The sequence below is a fragment of the Hymenobacter siberiensis genome (assembly GCF_018967845.1).
Taxonomy (GTDB): Bacteria; Bacteroidota; Bacteroidia; order Cytophagales; family Hymenobacteraceae; genus Hymenobacter; species Hymenobacter siberiensis.
Genome location: NZ_JAHLZZ010000001.1, coordinates 3217918 through 3236327 on the forward strand (window position 1 = coordinate 3217918; position 18410 = coordinate 3236327).

Genomic DNA, 18410 nt, shown 5'->3' on the forward strand with positions numbered 1-18410 from the left:
TCTGACCGCCCCAGGCGGTCAGACCGGTTGTCGTTGTTTATGCGACCGGTTGCCGTAGTTGTTTAGCGGAACGTGCTGGCGGCAACCGGTCAGACCGCCTGGGACGGTCAGACCGGGGTTACGCGTTCTCACTAGCACGCAGGCCTTTCCAGAAGCCATAGCCGAGGCAAAGCAGGGCGGGCAGGGCGATGATGTCCCAGGGCATGAGGCGGGCTAGAGGACGCTGCTGGCTTTGGCAGCGTGCGGCGTAGGCAGGAAGGACGTTTTGGCTTTTTTGAGTTGGAGCAGCGCCAGCGCCATGGCCCCCAGCGCCACCGGCAGGTGCGCGGCGGCTCGCGCCACCTGCCGGCTGTAGAGGCGGCGGGGCAGCGCCAGCAGCAGCGCCGCGCCCGTGCCGCCCAGCAGCGCCGCCCAGAACCCCGGCGTGGGGCCAAAAGGCAGCACCCACGATATGAGCACTAGCAGGGTGAGCAGGCCCAGCAGCAGCACCCGGGGCAGCAGGGCAGTCTGCACTATTTTGTCGAAAAACTCCCAGTTGCCGCGCCCTAGCTGCCGGAAACCCTCGCCGGAATACTTCCCAAGGAATTCCCACTGGGCGGCCATCCAGCGGGTGCGCTGGGTGCCGAACACAGCGGCGCTGCCAATCTTTTCGTCGTAGACCAACGCGGCCGGCAGGTAGGCAATTTTCACCCGGTCGCGCAGGATGCGAAAGTCCAGCTCCTTGTCCTCGCCGGGCGTGTCGCCGATGTCCTGCAGTAGGCGTTTGAGGTAGTCGTATTCAAAGGCCATGCCCGAGCCGATGAGCGACGGCGACATACCCAGCCGGGCGTGGCCCAACCGGAAAATGTGGTTGTTGATTTCCTCGTTGCAGGCATCGAGCACGGCAAACGGCGAGTCCAGGTTTTTGGCGGTGCGGTGGCCCTGCACCACCCGGTAGCCGGCCGCGAAAGCGTTGTTCACCTGCGTCAGGAAATCAGCCCCCATCACATTGTCCACGTCCAGAATTACGGCCACGTCGTACTGGTCGGCGGGCAGGGCGGTGAGGGCGACGAGCAAGGCCTTGCCCTTGGTGCTTTGGGCGAAGTTGACTTCGACCACGTTCACGCCCTCAGCCTTCAGCGCTGCTACCGTATTGGCTTGCAGGCCGTCGGCGATAACGCAGACATCGACGGGAACGGCATAAGCGTGGGCCAGGGCGGCGGGGGCGGTTTCCCGAATCACGGCATCGGCGTGGTAGGCGGGCATTAGCACGCACATGCGGCGCGGCGGGCCGCTTGCGGCGCGGGCAGGGCGCGGGCGGGCGGGCAGGTGCCCCGCCAGCGCGAAAGCCAGTAGGTATACCACGTTCAGCAGCAAGTAGGCGGCGGCCACGTACAGCGGCAGGCCGGCCCAGAAAAGCAGGCTATTCATGCCGCAGGTTTTTGATGGGTTTAGCCGGCACGCCGCCTACCAGCGTGTAGGGTGCCACGTCTTTGGTGACCACTGCGCCGGCGGCCACGGCCGCCCCCTCTCCTATCGTCACGCCCTTGAGGACCATGGCGCCCATGGCAATCCAGACGTTGTCGTGAATGCGGATGGCCCCGGTTTTACCGGCCGAAAAGTGGCTGGCGGCATCGTGAAAATCGTCGTCCATGATGACGACATTGGGCCCGATGCGGACGTTGCGGCCGATATCCACCCCGATGCTGACGGAAATATGCGCGCCGTTGATGCGTGAATTGTCGCCCACGCGCAGGGTAGCGCCCCGGCTCACGAAGATTTTAGCCCGCTGAATATCAGACCATATGCGTACCTGGTCGCCCAGAATGACGCGGCCCGCGTTGCGAAACAGCGGCCGGCCCTTCACCGAGACCCGCTTGCCGAGCTGGGTATTATTCAGGTAGAAGCGGGCCGCCGCCATCTTCAGCAGGCCCGCGCCGAGGTCGCGCACCACGCCGAAAGCCAGGCCCAGCTTGCTCAAGCCGGGTTGCTGCTGCTGGAGCAGGGCCAGCCGCTGCACCAGCAGCGGCCGAAAGTCAGATACCACAGTCATGGCGTTCGGACGGAAAGAAAGTGGTTGTGATGAACATTGTGCGGCTGCAAGTGCCAGCGCAGGCCGCGCCACAGGGCCCGCAGGTGGTCGTGCCGGGCACTGAGCAGGAAGGTGAGCGAATGCCTAGGCACAGCCACCAGCAGGAAAAACAGCACCCCGCTCCAGAGCTGCCAGCCCCGCACGTTGCGGCGCATAAACAGCAGCCGGTTGCGGTACATGTAGTGGGTTTTGAGCACCGAAGTCTTGCCCACCGACACCGATTCCTTGTGCAAAACCGTGGCCGCGCCCACGTAATGGCATTCGTAGCCGGCGCGCCGCACCATCTGGCACCAGTCGTGCTCCTCGTAGTAGAGGAAGTACAGCTCCGGCATCAGCCCCACCTCGCGGATGACGCGCATGGGCAGCATCATGGCCGCGCCGTGGGCCAGGCCGGTGGCGAAGGAGCCGTTGTGCTGGCCCGCATCTGGCTCCTGACTGCCAATGGTGTGGCCCCGGCCAGTCCAGGGGTTTATGCCCGCGCAGCCGGCGTACTGGATGAGACCGGCGGAATGGTAATAGCGGATTTTGGGGGAAGCAATGCCGGCGTGCGGGTTGGTTTCGAACAGTGCCACCAGCGGTTCCAGCAAGCCGGGGGCCACTTCGGTGTCGTTGTTGAGGAAGAAAACGTACTTGCCCCGAGCCGCTGCCACGCCCAGGTTGTTGCCCCCCGCGAAGCCCCGGTTTTGCGCCGAGCGGATGAGCTGCACCTCCGGAAACCGCGCGGCAATGGGCGCGGGGTCCTCCGTAGGCGAGCCGTTATCGACCACAATCACTTCGTAGTTGGAATAGGTCAGCAGCCGCAGCGAGGCCAGTAGCTCGCAGGTGATGCCGGGCTGGTTGTAGTTGACGGTGATGATGGAAACGAGCGGCTGCATAGGGAGGAAGTGGGAGTGATGTCGGGTAAAAAGCCGTCATGCAGAGCGCAGCGAAGCATCTCGCGTGCTGCCACTAATTCTACTAATTGAGTCACCATTGCACGCGAGATGCTTCGCTGCGCTCTGCATGACGGGCTGTTCAGCATCACGCTCTGCATATCCCTTATCCAGTGCCGGCCCCAGAAAAACGAAGGCCCAGCCGATGTACACAATCATGGCCGAGGGCATCTGATTCATGACTTCGTTGCCGTAGCTGCCCATCAGAATGCCCATGAACCCGGCCGTGAGGGCCAGCAGCTTTTGCCGCAGCAGCGGGTCGCGGATGCGCCAGACGATGCCGCAGCTTTTGCCCAGGATGTAGAGCATCATGCCGAACCAGATGAGGAAGCCCACGATGCCGTACATGGCCCACACTTTCACGAAATAGCTGTCGGGCGCAATGGTGGAAAGGTATTTATCGGCGTTGTACTTCTCGCCCCACATGCCAATCACACCCACGCCGCCGCCGAAAGGCCGGGGCCCCAGGTACTCGCGCAGCCGGGCCTGGTTGCGCAAGCGCACTTGCAGCGAGGGGTCGTTGGGGTCGAGAGAGGTGCGCATGCGGGCCACGCTGGGGCTGGCGTTGCCGATGGTGGTATACTTGAGCACACCAAACGCGCCCACGGCCAGCGCGCCGCCCAGCACCAGCACCTTCACCTGCTTGCTGAGCACGAGGTACATAAACACGCCCGCGATGAGCACGAACATGGCCCCGCGCGTACCCGAAATCAGCATGCCTTCCAGGCAGAGGGCGCTGGCAAGACCAAAAATCACCCGCTTCCACCACTTGAACGGGCCCAGCGCCAGCACCAGGCACACCACGCAGATGTGCGCCTGCGAAGCCCCGAACTGCGCCGCCTCGCTGTAGTACGAAAACACCCGCAGCACCCCAAACAGGATGTGCGTTTTGGCCGCGCCCGAATCGAGCCAGAATTGCTCGGCCGCATCCGGCCCGAAGGCCTTTTGCTTGAGCCCATAAAGCGCCCCAGCCACCGAAAAGAAGATGACCAGCGTCAGGAAAAGCTTGAGGTCTTTGGCCCGGTAAAACAGCATCATGGCCAGCGGCACGCTCAAAAACCAGTAGAACGTGGTGCCGCGCATCTCATAATACCAGCCCAGAATGCTGGCCCCGGCGGGGTTCACTATTTCGAGCACCGTGATGACGAACCAGGCCAGCCCCAGCTTGCACAGGTCGTTGTTCACCCGCGACCAGTCGGCCACTTCCCGGTTGCGGTGGAAGATAACGGCCAGCCACACCAGCACCAGAATAGCATCCATGCCCAGCCCAAACGGCGCGCCCTTCAGGTGCCGGTTGATGGTCATCACCAAAAAGCAATACCCAATGAAAGCCACCACGCCCAGCCTCGGATGCTGAAACAGCAGCGCCAGACACAACACCGCAATGGGCAGGCCCACCAGCAGGCCGGGTATCATAATACCCATCCGACTAGCCAGCCAGCCGGTGCCCAACGCCAGCAGCACGGCCCCCGGCAGCAGCAGCAGGCTGCCCAGGGCGGGGCTGAAGGATATGGGGAGGGACAGGGATTTCATGGGGGATTGGGGAAGGCTAGCTTAATTGACCGTTGTGCAGCGCATTCTGCTTTCAGGCCTCTTTCGCGGCTGGAATAACCAAGTCCGTACTATCATAGCGGGCCACGCCGCAGAGCACGATTTCGACCGGCGCGGCGGTGGCGGCGCGGAGGTCGGCCACGGCTTGCTGGTCGGTGAGTTTCCAGCTGCGGCTGGCTTTGAGGGTAAGCAATACCAGGCTCAATTCCGGGAGCAGGGTGACGGGGTAGGTGGCTTCGAGCAGGGCCGGGAATTCGATGAGCACCAGCTGCACATCGGCGGCGCGGGGCTGGGTGAGCTCGGCCAGGTTCCAGCGGTGCAGGGTGGCTTGCGCGGGCGAGTAGTAGCGGGTGTAGTCGTTGGCCGGGCCGGCGTCGGTGCCTTCGGGGTAGAGGGCCAGCGTGGGCAGGCCGCCGGCATTGCAGCTTTGGGCCAATGACTGAACGACAGTGGTTTTACCCTCTTGGCGCAACGGGCTCAGCACGCCGGCCACAAAGGGCCGGGCGGGCGCGGCGCTCACCCGGCGCAGCACTTGCCGGGCCAGGTGCTCGGCGGCGGCGTGCTCGTAGCTGTGGTCGCGGGGCTTGGGGGCTTTGGCGGGCTTTTTGGTTTTTTTGAAGGGGTGGATGGGGTGCGCCGGGAGCAGGCCCAGCACCGGCAGGCCGGTTTGCGCCTGCGCCACCGAGGGCATCCGCAGCGATTTATCCAGCAGACCCATGCCCAGCAGGGTGGCCGCCACGAAGAAAAAGCCGCCAAACGCCCCGCCCGCCACCAGCACCAGGCGCTTGCCGCCCCTGGCCTGCGAGGGCAGAAAAGGCGGCGCCACAATCTTGAGATTGGTGGTCAGCTCATTGTTTTGCTGCGAGGCCTTGCTGTCGTTGAGGCTGGTGAACAGGGCGAAATAGGTTTTCTGGGTCAGGTCGATTTCCCGCTCGATGCGCTTGAGCATGGCCCCGAGGGGGGCCATTTTGTGATATTCTGCCATAAACTCGCCCTTGCGGCGGCCCATCACCTCCAGCTTGGCCTTGTTTTCGGTGGCTTCCAGCATGTTTTTCACCCATTCATCGAGCAGGCCCTTACTGGGAATGCCCTCCACGGAGTTGAGCTGGGCATAATGGTCGTTGAGGGTGGTGCGGATGGCCAGCACGGTTTCGGCGGCCTGCACCTGCAATTGCTGAGTGCGCGGGGCGGCATCAGTTTCCTGCTGCCGGGCAAACAGCTGCTGGTTAGCTATTTCCGTATTGAGGTTTTCCAGGTGCTTGCGCTGGCGCAGCAATTCGGCACTGCTGAGCAGCGACGCGCCCCGGCCGGCCAGCTTCTTGTCCACGGCCGCCAGGGCGGCCAGGGCCCCTGCGTACTGCATCTCAATCTTGTTGATGTCGGAGTACAGGTACTCCCGTTCGCCGGCGATGTACTTCGTCTGCTCGTAATAGTTGATGATGTTGTTGTCGCGGTTGAAAACCAGGAATTTCTCTTCCGCATCGTTCAAACGCTTCAGGGCCTTTTCGGCTTCCACCTTGTAATAGCGGATTACGACGGCCGTCTGGCTCATGCGCAGGCTGCGGTACTCGGCCAGAAATACCTGCGTGGTAAGCGCCAGCGTGGCCCGGCAAATGGCGGCGTCCTCGGTTTCCAGCTCCAGCTTTATCAGGTCGCTGCTGTTGATACGGGTGGCATTCACCTTACCCAGTGCCTCCACCGAGTACACAGGGTCGTGCGAGTTCAGCAGGCGGTACAGCTCGTTGGTATCGTTGGCGCTGGCGTAGGCCGTCACGTTGCGCTGGGTAGCGGCCAGCGTGGGGCCGGTGAGCTGCCGGCGCAGCGCGGCCGGCAGCAGCGCCCGCATCCGCGAGAGCGAGGCCCAGCTCAATTGATTGGCATCCAGCTCTTTCAATTGCAGGTGGCTGGCCAGCAGGTAGCAGGCGGCATGCTCCTTGGTTTCGCGCGATTTTATCAGCGAGAGCAGGTTATCGAAGGCGTTGCTGGTCCGGAAATAGTCGCTTTCCGAGTTGCCCGTGAGCGAATAGCCCGAGGCAATGCCCGTGTAAATAGTGGTTTCCGAAGCGTAGGATTTGGCCTCATGGCGGGTAAAATAAAACAGCGAGCCGCCCAGCGCCAACGGCACCGCGAGCAGCAGTTTCCAGTTTTTCAACAGGAGGCGCAGGATATCGGTGGGACTCATTTAGCGGTGGCGGTCATCAGGACGGAGATTTTGCCGCCGACGAATTCTTCGAGGACCATGAAGGCAGTTTCGTACCGGCTGTGAGCATTTTGCTGCTCGATGGCGGCGTTGATGTATCGGTCATTCAGCTGCGACACCTCGCCAAGCAGCATTTCGCCGGCTTTGAACTGCTTCTCGGCCAGCTGATAGTTTACCTGGGCCGAGTAGTAGGCCTGCTGGCGCAGGGCCAGCACTTTGCGGTCGAGCAGCACGGTCTGGTACAGCTCAATGATAGACTGGCGCAGGCCGTCTTCCTGGGCCTGCTGCAAGTGCTCCAGCTTCTGGCATTGCAGCTGCTGCCGGTTTATCTGGTTGCGCCGGCTCAGGAGCCGGTCCAGCGGCAGGTTCAGGTTGATGGCCGTGGAATAGTGCGTATGCGACGAAGTGGTGCCGACATTGGGCAGCAGGCTTTGGTCGGCCACGGTCACGCTGGCAATGTTGCCGTAGCCGAAATTATTTGAGAGTATAATACTGCTCAGAATGGCCTTGCGGGCCATTTGTAGGTCTTCGTGCGTAATGCGCTGGTCGGTTTTGATGGCTTCGAGCGCGGCCGAGTGCTGCACGGCTGCCGCCACCAGCAGCGGCAGCGCCACCGCCGGAGCCTCAAAAAAAGTGGCTTGCCACGCCTCCGGCAGTGGTGCGGCTGCCTGGCCCAGGCCCGGCAGCACCAGCCCCAGCAGGCCCAGCAACAGCAGCACGAGTACCTTCATCACACGTTCTCCTTTTGGAACAGCGCCGGAATGGTGCGCAGTAGAATCTCCAGGTCTTTGCGCAACGAATGATGCTGGGCATACTCATTATCAAGGCTTTTGCGCTCGTCTTCCGACATTGTGCCGCCCTTGCCGCGCTTCATCACCTGCCACAGGCCCGTGATGCCCGCCGGCGCAATAAACCGGGCCGCAAACTGGTCCGTCATCAGCTTTTCGGCCTCATACAGCGGCAGCGGACGGTTGCCCACAATGGCCATATCGCCGCGCAGCACGTTCCAGAGCTGCGGCAGCTCGTCAATGCTGGTATTGCGGATGAAATGCCCCACGCGGGTAATGCGTGGGTCGTTGGCAATTTTCACGAAGGCCGCGCCGCCCTGCACCTTTTTATCGAGCCAGTACTGCTTCTCGCAAATCGCCGTGCCCGTGTCGTTGAAGAGCAGGCTTTGGCACCGGCCCGTGCCGCCAAGCACGCAGGCCGCGCACAGCCCAGCCGGGGCCGCAGCCGGGGCCGCAGCCGGGGCCGCAGCCGGGGCCGCAGCGTACTGGTTCAGGTTTTTCATCGAGGCCAGCAGCTGGTCGGCATCCGGGCGCATCGAGCGGAACTTCCAGAATTTAAACACCTTATAACCCGTGCCCACCCGGTACGAAAAGTAAAACACCGGGCCCTTCGATTCGAGCCGCACCAGCGCGGCCACCACCAGCAGCAGTGGCGAAAGCAGCACCAGCGCCGTGGCGGCGCACACTATGTCGAAGGCCCGCTTGCCCGGCGTTTTGCGGAAGGCATACTGGCTGGCCGCTTCGGGCGCGGCGGGCCGGTTCACGAAATAAATGCGCGCCAGCAGCTCCTTGCGGGCCATATTCGGGGGCAATACCTCCGCAATGCCCAGCAGCAGTGCCCGGGCGGCCGGAATCAGGTCGGCGTTGGCCAGCCAGAAAATGGGGCACGCCACGGCCAGCTCCTTTTTCAGCAGCCGCATCAGCTCCAGCCCCAGGCGGGAGGTGAGGGGCGCGACGTCGATGATGGCCTCAAAAGCGCGTTCGGGCTGCTGGCACAGGGCTACCATGCGGGCGGCGCTGTCGATGTGCAGCACCGCCAGGTCGTCGGCGTAGGTCTGCTGAAAGCGAGCCGCTTCCGCAGCATCGGCCGAGAGGTAAACGACGGTTTTTAGGGCCTTGGTCATGAGTCGCGGGGCTTAAAAGCTGAGCTTGCGCATCATGTTTTTCAGGCGCAGGGCCAGCTCTTCGGGGTTGAAGGGCTTCACCATGTAGTCGTCGGCCCCGTGGCGCAGGCACTGGATTTTGCTACTACTTTCTTCCTTGCCCGAAAGCATGATGAGGGGAACGTGCCGGTGCAAAATACTGGTTCGCAGGCGCTTAATAAAGGCCGGGCCGTTCATCACGGGCATCTCGTAGTCGGCCACAATGGCGTCCACGTCGTTGCCGTCGTCCAGCCATTGCATTGCGGCCTGGCCGTTAGGCTGCGGCACTACCAAGTACTCATCCTCAAAGTAGCGCTTCAGGATACGTTGGATAGTAGGCTCGTCGTCGACGACCAGTAAGGTTTTTTTCATGCTGATTTAACTTTAGAAAATCGAGGATTGGCCGGCCCGCCCGGGGTTACTGCTGGTATTCGATGGCCAGCTCCGCTACCGGGTGGTGGCGCAGTTTGCGGGGTGCCGCCGTGCTGCGCGGCACCTGCTGGTGGTAGAGCTGCTCGACCTGCCGGGTCATGGCCTCGGCCGTGAAGCCCGCCTGAATGGTCTGGTAGGCGTGCGCGCCCAGCGTGCGGCGCAGCTCCTGGCTGGCGACCAGCCGCTGGATGGCAGCGGCCAGCAGCTCGGGCGCTTTAACGGGCACGAGCAGCCCGTTCACGCCGTGCTCAACAATTTCCTTGGTGGCCTCAATAGTGCTGGCAATAACTGGTTTACCCATCGCCATCGCCTCCAGAATGCCAATGGGCAGGCCTTCCCACAGCGAAGGCAAACAGTAGATATCCAGCGCCTGCAGCACGTCGGGAATGTCCTGGCGGAAGTCGGTAAAAATGACCTTCGCTTCAATGCCCAGCTCCCGGGCCAGCTGCTGCGCCCCGGCCTTCAGGTCGCCGTTGCCCACCAGCAAAAACTTCACGTTGAGGCCCGCCGGCAGGGCTGCCACGGCCCGCAGCATGGTGAACGGGTCCTTCTGCGCCGTCATGCGGGCGATGTAGCCCACCAGCACCACGTCGGCGGCAATGCCCAGCTCGGCGCGCACGTTGTAGGTACGCAGGCTGGGGTTGAAGCGGTGCAGGTTGATGCCATTTTTGATGACCACGGCGTGGCGCATATCGCTGAATTCCAGACCATCGCGCCGGTTGCTTTCCGATACGCAGATGGTGGTTCCGGCCTGCCGCATCAGCAGCTTTTCGGCCAGCTGATAGGCTTTGCGGACCAGCGGCTTCTGGTCGAGGTGAAACGACCAGCCGTGCACCGTGTAGATAACGGGCAGGCCCAGCTGCTTAGCGGCCCAAAAGGTGTTGGAATGCGCCCGCGTACCGTGTGCGTGCACCAGGTCAATCCGCTCCTCGCGCAGCAGCCGTTTTACCCGCCGCCAGGTGGCAACGTTGAAGGGCCGCTCGGTGTGGATGACGTGGGTTCTGACACCCATGGCCATGAGCCGGTCAATCATGGGGCCGGGCGTGAACGAGAGCACCACGGGCTCAAACTGCGACTTATCCAGGGCATGCACCAAGTCCAGGACGTGCGTTTCGCCGCCCCCAATCTGCCCCTGCCGAATGGTTTCCAGTACTCGTATTTTGCGTGGCATAAGGGGGTAGGGGGAGGTGGTAAGCGTTGGGGAAAGATTGGTTAGCGCGCCGGGGCCAGGGCCGGCACCAGCGCCGCCGGGGCCGGGCTCACGGCCCGCACGGCGGCGTAGAGCTTGGCCACGCTGGCCGCCCAGGTATGACTTTGGGCCAGGGCCACGCCACGGGCGGCGCGCCCGGGGTCGGGCGCTACCAGCACCTGCGCCAGCTGGGCCAGCCATTCGTACTGGTTGCCCGCCAGGTAGGCGTAGTCGGCAAACACTTCCATGGTGCGGGTGCGGGTGGCCACCACGGGCCGGCCCATGGCCAAGTACTCATCAATTTTGAGCGGGTAATTGCCCTGGGTCACGTCGTTCACGGCCTGCGGATTGATGCACACATCGAAATGCTGCACGTAGGCCGGCAGCTGCGCGGGCGTTTTATTGCCCAGAAAATGCACGTTGGGTAGCTCGTGCAGGGCGCTTTGCCGGAAGTCCGCGTCCTCGGGGCCCACCAGCACCAAGTGGTAGTCGGGGCGCTTGCGGGCCAGGGCCAGCAGCAATTCCAGGTCGAGCCGCACGGTGGTCAGAAACCCGGTGTAGCCGATGCGGGGCAGCGGCACAGCGGCCAGGTCGGCGGGCACTTCGTGCCAGGTTTCGGCCTGGTACAGGGCCAGCACGCAGCCCTGACCGATGTCGTAGCTGTGCGGGTTGGCCTGGTGGGCGTAGTCGGTCAGGTAGGCCGAGTTGGCCGCCACCACGTCGGCCTGCTGCAACAGCCGCGCCTCCGCCGCCGGCCCGTGCCGCCGGAAATACGGCACCGTCACCATGTAGTCGCGCAGGTAATAAATGAACTTACGAGGCTTGAGGAGCCGCCTCAACTCGGTGCCCTGGAAGATGAGGCCGTCCTGCAACAGGTAGGGCGCATCGAAGCCCAGGGTGCGGGCAGCTTTGCGAATGCTACGTGCCAGCAGCCACGCGTTCAGCTTATTACCCATCGAAAACAAGCGGGCCGAGGTCAGCCAGTTGATGGAAAGCACCAGGCAATCGGGGGTGCACAGCCACACGTTGGGTTCGACGTAAGTAAGCCCCTGGGCCCAACCCAGCAGCACCCGAAAGCGCTGGCGCACCGCCGGCCGCCGAAAACCCAACACCAATGCACTGACATCCAGGGGCATATTTACGTATAGCACCCTGTTGTGCCGGGCAAACTCCCGGGCCAGGTTGCGGGCGTTGGTCCCCAGCTTCAGGTCCCAGTCCTGCTGGCACAGCATGATGATGTTTTCCTGGTTCATACGGTTAGGCCGCCAGGCGCAGCTCCTGTTCAAAAAGCCGCACCACCACGTCGGTCGTCGTGGCCACCACCTGCAGAATGGCTAGCAGCTCCAGCTTGTCGCGGTGCTGGAAGGCAATGCGCTCCATCTCTTTCAGCAGGCCGGTGCTGGGCTCGATGCGCAGGTTGCCGAAGGTGGATTTCAGGCTGTGGGCATGGTAGGCAATGGTCACCCAGTCCTCACCTTCGATAGTAGCTTTGAGCTGCGCAATCTGCCCGGGCACCTGGTTCACAAACATCGACTGCATTTCCCGCACAAACGCGGAGTTATTAGCCAGCTTACCCAGCCCGGAAAAATCATATAGCGGCCGCGCTGCCGGGGGCATTATTTCAGCAGCCATAAGATGACCAGGGTTCGGGGGAGCGGTTTGGAAGAGGGCCTGGGTTTGCATGTTCAGCTGTAGTAGTGAGGGGGATATACCAAGAGAAAGTGCCTGGGGCGGGCAGCCAACGCCTGCCCCGGTCTGAAGCATCGGGCCTGGGTTACCGGCTGCAAAGCTAATGGGGTGCCAAAAGATTTTTATTTAATATATATTTCAAAATCAATTAATTATAAATAAACAAGCCCTGCAAACACTCCACCTTATAGAGTAAGCATCCAACATCTGGAGTGTGGGCAATTGGCATCCTCGCTTTGCTGCGAGTAGTGGTCGCACAGCTTACCAAACCCACATGGCAGACCGTTGACCGGCAGCCACGGAGTGGTAACGTATCAATAACAGAACCGGGAAGACAGCACGCTCAAGCCCGGTTGGGGCAACACTCGTTGACCAGGCACCGCTCCAACCGGGCTTCGAAAATTAATAATCCCCAGATTTCACCACCGACACCTCGCCGCCAACAGCAGGCTGCCCACCCGCAAAAAAGCCGTCTGAAACGCACGCGTTTCTGGTCCCGCTTCAGGGCTCCCCTGTTGCACTCATCTGCTATCGCATGAGGTCCGCCATCGTCAGGCCCGCCTTTCCCATCCTGCTTTGTTGCAAAAGAAGCGCGCCAGACTACCACTCCAGATGCTGGAAAGCCACTCCACGAGGTGGAGATAAGGCCAAGAGCACCATTAATAAAGCATTAATATTCAATTATTTAAAAATTATATTTTCTTTGGCACCCCATTCGCCCTGGGGCTGGCATGACTCATTCGCTACCCGTTTCCGACCACACTACCAACCCGGCCGATTTGCCCGCGCTGCTGGCCCGCCTGGGCTACGCTCCGGTAGCCACTGGCGGGGTGCGCCTGCGGAGCTGCCCCAACCCCGACGGCAGCCTGCGCTGGCTGTGGCCCACCACCCTGCGGCAGCCCCTGTTCCTAGAGCTGTATAATGCGGCGTCGCCCAAGGCGCGGCTATTTAGCGCCTTCGTGCAGCTGGTGTTCTTCTGCCGGCTGCAGGGGGTGTTTTTTCGGCGTTTGCCGGGCCGGTTTGCGGCAACCGGCCAGCAGGTGTGGCCCCGGGCCGATTTCGCCTTGTTTACCGGCACGCCCGGCCCCAACCGCAAGGCGGTATGCTGCTACGCATTAGCCCCCGGCCAGCTGGTGTTTGCCAAGCTGCCGCTGGGCCCCGTTGCGGCCGAAAAAGTGCAGGCCGAAACCACTACCCTGCTCGACCTGAACCAGCGCGGCTTCACCGGGTTCGACCTGCCCCGGGTGCTCGACTACGAGCCCGGCCATCTGCTGCAAAGCAGCGTGCAGGTGCCCGGCGCGCGGCGCGCCACGCGCTTCGGGCCGGCCCACGCCAGCTGCCTCCAGGAGCTGCTGGCCACCACGGGCACGCGGCAGCCCCTGGCCGCCAGCAACTGCTGGGAAAGCATTGCCGGGCAGGTAGCCGAGCTGCAGGAGCTGAGCGAAACGCGGGTGCCCTTCGGCTTGCGCACCAAACTCCAGCACCTGCTCGCAACCCTCGACCCCAACCAGGAAATCTCGGTCGGTTTTGCCCACGGCGACTTCACGCCCTGGAACTGCTGGCTGGGGCCCGAGAAGCTGGCCATCTACGACCTAGAGCTGGCCCTGCCCGAGGCCTCGCTGCTCTACGACCTGTTCCATTTTGAGGTGCAGCAGGCCCTGCTCACCACGCACCGGTCGGCGGTTGATATCCGGACACAGGCGCTGACCACGGCCCAGCTGCACTTTGCCACGGTGCCGGCGGCCGAGCTGGGCGTGGCCTGGCAGCTGTATCTGCTGCACCAGGTGGCAACCGGAGCGCTGCTCTACCACGCCCAAACGGCCTGGCACCCGCAGGTGAGCTGGCTGCTGAACGGCTGGAATGCCCTGCTCACCCTGGAGCTGGCCCCCACGATGGAGCACCGCCAGCTGGCCATTTTCGACCTGCTCGACTTCGTGCAGCTGCTGACCCGGCCGGGCGTGGTGCTCAAGCCCCGCGCCGCCAACGCCTACTACCCCGCCCCATCTTCCGACCTCGACCTGCTGCTGGAGGAAGCCGATATGGAAGCGGGCGTGCACTTCCTGCGCCATTATCCGCTGGCGCAATCGGCGGTGCTGCGGCCGGCCGCGCACATGCAGTCCGTCGATTGCTTGTTCCTAGACGGCTCCCTGCTGTCCGTCGACTTGCTGCACCAGCTCGAGCGCATGGAGCTGCGCCTGCTCGATACCGAGGCTGTGCTGAGCCAGGCCGAGCGGGCCGTGGCCGGCGTGCCCGTACCCAGCCTGCGCGACGATTTTGTGTACACCTGGCTGTTTTACTGGCTCAACCAGAGCAACTTGCCGCTGAACCACTTGCGGCACTTCCAGCAGCTGGCCGCCGGGCAGCAGGCGGCGCTGCTGGCCCACCTCACCGCCGCCTACGGCCTCACCTTCCACAGCCTGGCCGAAGCCAGCGTGTACGTGCCGGCCAAGGCCGAGCATTTGGCCTTCACCTTGCGCCAGGCCCCGGTCAACCGCCGGCTCCACCGCTGGGCGCGCGGCCTGCGCTACCTGCTGAGCACGGCGGTGGAGTTTGGGCGGCCGGGCGGCCTCATCATCACCTTCAGCGGGGTCGATGGCGCGGGCAAGTCCACGGTGATTGAGCACGTGAAGGAGCGGCTCGAAAAGAAGTGGCGCAAGCGCGTGGTGGTCATCCGCCACCGTCCGTCGGTGCTGCCCATCATCAGCGCCTGGAAGTATGGCAAGCAGGGTGCCGAGGCGCGCAGCGTGCAGAACCTTCCCCGCCAGGGGCAGAACTACGGCCTGGGCTCTTCGCTGGCACGCTTTGCCTACTACTATGTCGATTATGTTTTTGGCCAGGCCGTCATCTGGCTCAGGCACACCCGGCGCGGCCACGTCGTGCTCTACGACCGGTATTATTTCGACTTCATCAACGACGGCCGGCGCAGCAACATCGACCTGCCCGTCCGCCTCACACAGGCGCTCTACGCCCTCGTGAATAAGCCCCGGCTCAACTTCTTTCTCTACGCCGACCCGCAGGAGATTCTGCGCCGCAAGCAGGAGCTTTCAGCCAGCACCATCACCCAGCTCACGCAGCAGTACAAAATACTGTTTGGGCAACTTGGAGCCCGCTACCGCGACTCCCGCTATGTGCCCATCGAAAACCAGGATTTAGACACCACGCTGGCCCTGATTGGCCAGTACATCCAGCAGGAAATTTAAGCGGCCACCATGAAATCTCTCCTCGAAAAATGGGTGCGCCGGCGCAACCCGCACTTTGCCCTGCACCCCAGCGTGAGCACCGCCGTACTGCTGGGCTTCGGCTTCCAGACGGCCCTGAGCCTGCTGCGCGGCAGCCAACTGTGGCTGCGCGGACGGGCATCGGGCGGGGCCATGCTGGGCCAGGGCGTCCGGTTTCAGTACCTGGGGCTCATTCGCTTTGGGAAGTTCCTGAAAACGGGCGATAACGTACGCTTCAGCGGCCTGGGTACTGATGGGCTGACACTGGGCGACAACGTGAGCATCGGCGCTTTCAGTCAGGTCATTGTCTCGACTTCGCTCAGCGAGCCGGGCCGGTTTATCCGGGTGGGCAGCCGGGTGGGCATCGGCGAGTTTGCCTACCTGGGCGGCGGCGGCGGCCTCAGCATCGGCGACGACTGCATCATCGGCCAGTACTTCAGCTGCCACCCCGAAAACCACAGGCACGCCGAGTTCGACACGCTCATCCGCCTGCAGGGCGTGGTTCGCCAGGGCATCAGCATCGGGGCCAACTGCTGGATTGGCAGCAAAGTAACCGTACTCGACGGTGTGACCATTGGCGCAGGCTGCGTGGTGGCCGCCGGAGCCGTGGTCACGCGCCCGGTGCCGGCCGGCTGCGTGGTAGCAGGCGTGCCGGCCCGCATCATCGCCTACCGCGAACCAGCCGAAACCGCCGCCGCAGAATTAATCAACGCACTCGCATGAACACCGTATTAATCACCGCCTACGCCGTCAATCCCTACAAAGGCTCGGAAGACGGCATGGGCTGGAATTTCATCCTCCAGGCCGCCCGCTTCCAGAAAGTGGTGGCCGTGACGCGCCGCAACAACGGCCCGCACATCGTGCGCTACCTGGCCGAAAACCCCGCCGTGGCCGCCCAGGCCGCCCGCGTCGAGTTTCTCTACTTCGACCTGCCCGCCTGGACGCGCTGGTGGAAAAAAGGCCCGCTGCTCTCGCTAATCTACTTCTACATGTGGCAGCTGGGCCTGGCGCTGTGGCTGCGCGCCCGCCGCCCGGCCGTGGACGTGGTGCACAACCTCAACTTCCACAACGACTGGACGCCCAGCTTCCTCTGGCTGCTGGGCCGGCCGCTGGTGTGGGGCCCCATCGGGCACCACCCGCCCATTCCGGCCAGCCACTTGGCCCGCTACGGCGCGGTGGCCTTCTGCAAAGACCGCCTCATTGGCAGCCTGAAACATTTTTTCTGGCACCTCGACCCATTTTTGTGGCTGACGCGCCGCACCGCCCACCGCGTGCTGTGCATGAACTCGACCGCCGGCCACCGCCTGGGCCGCCCCGCTTCGGCTTTTGAAATCATGCCCTCGGTGGCCATTGACTTGCCGGCCACCGCAGGGGAGCTGAACGCCGAAACAACGGTCAAAACCGGCTTCACGGCCATGATTGCGGCCCGCATGGTGCCGCTCAAGGGCTTTGACATGGTGGTTCTGGCCTTCGCCAGATTCTACCACGCCCTGCCCGCCGCCACCCGCGCCGAGGCCCGGCTGCTGCTCATCGGCAGCGGCCCAGAAGAAGGCCGCCTGAAAGAGCTGCTCGCCTATAATCAGCTGACTGACTGCGTGGTAATCCGGCCCTGGCTGGCCCGCGAGGAGCTGCTCACGCTGTACCAGCAGGCGTCGGTGTTCTTTTTTCCCTCGCACGAGGGGGCCGGCATGGTGGTGGCCGAGGCCATGAGCTACGGCGTGCCCGTGCTCTGCTACGAGAACGACGGCCCCGGCGAGCTTACCCCGGCTGCCTCCACCCTCAAAGTGCCCTACCGCTCCTTCGCGGCCAATGTGGAGGACTTTGCCGCCCAGCTCACGCGCCTGCACCACTCCCCCCTGCTGCAAGCCGCCGAGGCCGACCTGGCCCGCCGCCACGTGGCGCAGCACCACACCTGGGAGCGGCGCGGCCTCCAGCTTCACAGCGTGTACCAACAAGTGCTAGCCGCATGAAAAAGCCCCACATCCTCGCCGTTCACCTGCTCAACGACCGCAGCGGCAGCCCGCTGGTGCTGCGCCAGTCGCTGGAAGTGCTGGCCGAGGCCGGCTATGCCATCGACCTGCTCACGGCCACGCCCGGCGCACCGGGGTTCCTGAGCGACCTGCCCGGCGTGACCACCCACGCGCTGGCCTACCGCTGGTCGGCCAGCGCGTGGCGCACGCTGCTCAACTTTGGGCTGGTGCAGTGGCTGCTGTTCTGGAAAGTGCTGCGGCTGGCCACCGCCGACAGCACCGTGTATGTGAACACCCTGCTGCCGGCCGGGGCGGCGCTGGCGGCCCGCTGCCGGGGCACGCGGGTGGTGTACCACCTGCACGAAGTGTCGCTGCGGCCCGCGCTGCTGCGGCGGCTGCTATGCACAGTGGCCGCCCGCACGGCCCACCAGGTGCTGTGCGTGTCGGAGCATGTGCGCACGGCGCTGGCGCTGCCGGTGGCCCGGCAGGCCGTGGTGCACAATGCCCTCGCGCCCGCCTTCGTTGCCAAAGCCAACCAGACGCCCCTGCCCAATCGCAGTCCCGAGCCCTTCGTGGTGCTCATGGCCTGCTCGCTGCGCGACTACAAAGGCATTCCCGAATTCGTTGCCCTGGCCCGAGCCATGCCCGCGCTGCGGTTCGAGCTGGTGCTGAACGCCGCGCCCGCCGCCGTGGCCAGCTACCGGAACCAGATTTTGGTGCCGAACAACCTCACGCTTTTCCCGGCGGCGCACGACATGCACCCGCACTACCAGCGCGCCGCCGTGGTCTTAAACCTCTCGCGGCCCGATGAATGGGTCGAAACCTTCGGCATGACCATTCTGGAGGCCATGAGTTACGGCCGGCCTGTGATTGTGCCGCCCGTGGGCGGCGTGGCCGAGGTGAACGTGCACACCCACACCGGCTTTGCCATCAATGGCCGGCACCTGGAGGCCCTGCAGCAGGCCCTGGGGCTGCTGGCCCACAACAGCGCCTGCTACGTGCGCATGGCCACCGCCGCCCGGCAGCGGGCCGCCAGCTTTGCCCCCAGCCGCTTTGCCGGGCAGGTGCTCGCCACGTTCCGCGCCGAACAGCCCGGGGCCACTGCCCCGGCTCCCACACCGGTGCCCATGGCCCCGGACGCGCTGGCCGGGGCCTGACCGGGGCCTGACCGGGGCCGCACGGCCCCGCTTTTCTATCGCAAGTCCTTTTACCTACCTCCTCCGTTCGA

15 protein-coding genes are annotated in these 18410 nt (G+C 63.7%); 4 read left to right on the plus strand and 11 right to left on the minus strand.

The genetic code is table 11. The features are described 5' to 3' along the window. Positions 1-213: 213 nt before the first annotated feature. From KQ661_RS13985 to KQ661_RS14035, 11 genes are read right to left on the minus strand one after another with little or no spacing between them, the layout of a single operon-like run. Positions 214-1410: a glycosyltransferase gene (locus tag KQ661_RS13985; RefSeq protein WP_216726245.1), complete on the minus strand. Its 1197-nt coding sequence runs from the start codon at positions 1408-1410 to the stop codon at positions 214-216. Next, positions 1403-2032: an acyltransferase gene (locus KQ661_RS13990; protein ID WP_216688911.1), complete on the minus strand. Its 630-nt coding sequence runs from the start codon at positions 2030-2032 to the stop codon at positions 1403-1405. Before KQ661_RS13990 ends, KQ661_RS13985 begins: the two co-directional genes overlap by 8 nt. Beyond that, complete coding sequence (locus KQ661_RS13995; protein ID WP_216688912.1) at positions 2029-2946, minus strand: glycosyltransferase family 2 protein; 918 nt, start codon at positions 2944-2946, stop codon at positions 2029-2031. The genes KQ661_RS13990 and KQ661_RS13995 overlap by 4 nt, the downstream gene beginning before the upstream one ends. A gap of 36 nt (positions 2947-2982) precedes the next feature. After that, positions 2983-4536, minus strand: a complete 1554-nt coding sequence (locus KQ661_RS14000) for an O-antigen ligase family protein (RefSeq protein WP_216727299.1) — start codon at positions 4534-4536, stop codon at positions 2983-2985. 52 nt (positions 4537-4588) lie between these two features. Next, positions 4589-6736 (minus strand): GumC domain-containing protein, encoded by a 2148-nt coding sequence (locus KQ661_RS14005; protein ID WP_216727300.1) that lies wholly within the window; start codon positions 6734-6736, stop codon positions 4589-4591. After that, positions 6733-7485, minus strand: coding sequence for a TolC family protein (locus KQ661_RS14010; RefSeq protein WP_235727259.1), 753 nt, complete (start codon positions 7483-7485; stop codon positions 6733-6735). The genes KQ661_RS14005 and KQ661_RS14010 overlap by 4 nt, the downstream gene beginning before the upstream one ends. Next, positions 7485-8666: a sugar transferase gene (locus KQ661_RS14015; RefSeq protein ID WP_216727302.1), complete on the minus strand. Its 1182-nt coding sequence runs from the start codon at positions 8664-8666 to the stop codon at positions 7485-7487. Before KQ661_RS14015 ends, KQ661_RS14010 begins: the two co-directional genes overlap by 1 nt. 12 nt (positions 8667-8678) lie before the next feature. After that, positions 8679-9056: a response regulator transcription factor gene (locus KQ661_RS14020; protein WP_216727303.1), complete on the minus strand. Its 378-nt coding sequence runs from the start codon at positions 9054-9056 to the stop codon at positions 8679-8681. 46 nt (positions 9057-9102) lie between these two features. Beyond that, positions 9103-10287 (minus strand): glycosyltransferase family 4 protein, encoded by a 1185-nt coding sequence (locus tag KQ661_RS14025; RefSeq protein WP_216726249.1) that lies wholly within the window; start codon positions 10285-10287, stop codon positions 9103-9105. A gap of 41 nt (positions 10288-10328) precedes the next feature. Continuing rightward, positions 10329-11558 (minus strand): glycosyltransferase, encoded by a 1230-nt coding sequence (locus KQ661_RS14030; protein WP_216726250.1) that lies wholly within the window; start codon positions 11556-11558, stop codon positions 10329-10331. 4 nt (positions 11559-11562) lie between these two features. Next, entirely contained in the window at positions 11563-11937 is a 375-nt protein-coding gene (locus tag KQ661_RS14035; RefSeq protein WP_216688919.1) for an Hpt domain-containing protein, read from the minus strand. 788 nt (positions 11938-12725) lie between these two features. Between KQ661_RS14035 and KQ661_RS14040 the strand changes: the two genes are divergently transcribed. The 4 genes from KQ661_RS14040 to KQ661_RS14055 are packed head-to-tail and all read left to right on the plus strand — an operon-like array spanning position 12726 to position 18339. After that, positions 12726-15194: a nucleoside/nucleotide kinase family protein gene (locus tag KQ661_RS14040; RefSeq protein WP_216727304.1), complete on the plus strand. Its 2469-nt coding sequence runs from the start codon at positions 12726-12728 to the stop codon at positions 15192-15194. Between the two features lie 9 nt (positions 15195-15203). Next, complete coding sequence (locus KQ661_RS14045) at positions 15204-15935, plus strand: acyltransferase (protein ID WP_216727305.1); 732 nt, start codon at positions 15204-15206, stop codon at positions 15933-15935. Further along, positions 15932-17182 (plus strand): glycosyltransferase family 4 protein, encoded by a 1251-nt coding sequence (locus tag KQ661_RS14050; protein WP_216726251.1) that lies wholly within the window; start codon positions 15932-15934, stop codon positions 17180-17182. Before KQ661_RS14045 ends, KQ661_RS14050 begins: the two co-directional genes overlap by 4 nt. Continuing rightward, positions 17179-18339 carry a glycosyltransferase family 4 protein gene (locus KQ661_RS14055; protein ID WP_216727306.1) on the plus strand — a complete coding sequence of 387 codons (1161 nt, stop codon included), beginning with the start codon at positions 17179-17181 and terminating at the stop codon, positions 18337-18339. The genes KQ661_RS14050 and KQ661_RS14055 overlap by 4 nt, the downstream gene beginning before the upstream one ends. Positions 18340-18410 lie beyond the last annotated feature (71 nt).

Coding starts and splice junctions, on each gene's coding strand:
- KQ661_RS13985 (WP_216726245.1), bottom strand. CDS start 1,410: ATGAATAGCCTGCTTTTCTGGGCCGGCCTGCCGCTGTACGTGGCCGCC.
- KQ661_RS13990 (WP_216688911.1), bottom strand. CDS start 2,032: ATGACTGTGGTATCTGACTTTCGGCCGCTGCTGGTGCAGCGGCTGGCC.
- KQ661_RS13995 (WP_216688912.1), bottom strand. CDS start 2,946: ATGCAGCCGCTCGTTTCCATCATCACCGTCAACTACAACCAGCCCGGC.
- KQ661_RS14000 (WP_216727299.1), bottom strand. CDS start 4,536: ATGAAATCCCTGTCCCTCCCCATATCCTTCAGCCCCGCCCTGGGCAGC.
- KQ661_RS14005 (WP_216727300.1), bottom strand. CDS start 6,736: ATGAGTCCCACCGATATCCTGCGCCTCCTGTTGAAAAACTGGAAACTG.
- KQ661_RS14010 (WP_235727259.1), bottom strand. CDS start 7,485: ATGAAGGTACTCGTGCTGCTGTTGCTGGGCCTGCTGGGGCTGGTGCTG.
- KQ661_RS14015 (WP_216727302.1), bottom strand. CDS start 8,666: ATGACCAAGGCCCTAAAAACCGTCGTTTACCTCTCGGCCGATGCTGCG.
- KQ661_RS14020 (WP_216727303.1), bottom strand. CDS start 9,056: ATGAAAAAAACCTTACTGGTCGTCGACGACGAGCCTACTATCCAACGT.
- KQ661_RS14025 (WP_216726249.1), bottom strand. CDS start 10,287: ATGCCACGCAAAATACGAGTACTGGAAACCATTCGGCAGGGGCAGATT.
- KQ661_RS14030 (WP_216726250.1), bottom strand. CDS start 11,558: ATGAACCAGGAAAACATCATCATGCTGTGCCAGCAGGACTGGGACCTG.
- KQ661_RS14035 (WP_216688919.1), bottom strand. CDS start 11,937: ATGGCTGCTGAAATAATGCCCCCGGCAGCGCGGCCGCTATATGATTTT.
- KQ661_RS14040 (WP_216727304.1), top strand. CDS start 12,726: ATGACTCATTCGCTACCCGTTTCCGACCACACTACCAACCCGGCCGAT.
- KQ661_RS14045 (WP_216727305.1), top strand. CDS start 15,204: ATGAAATCTCTCCTCGAAAAATGGGTGCGCCGGCGCAACCCGCACTTT.
- KQ661_RS14050 (WP_216726251.1), top strand. CDS start 15,932: ATGAACACCGTATTAATCACCGCCTACGCCGTCAATCCCTACAAAGGC.
- KQ661_RS14055 (WP_216727306.1), top strand. CDS start 17,179: ATGAAAAAGCCCCACATCCTCGCCGTTCACCTGCTCAACGACCGCAGC.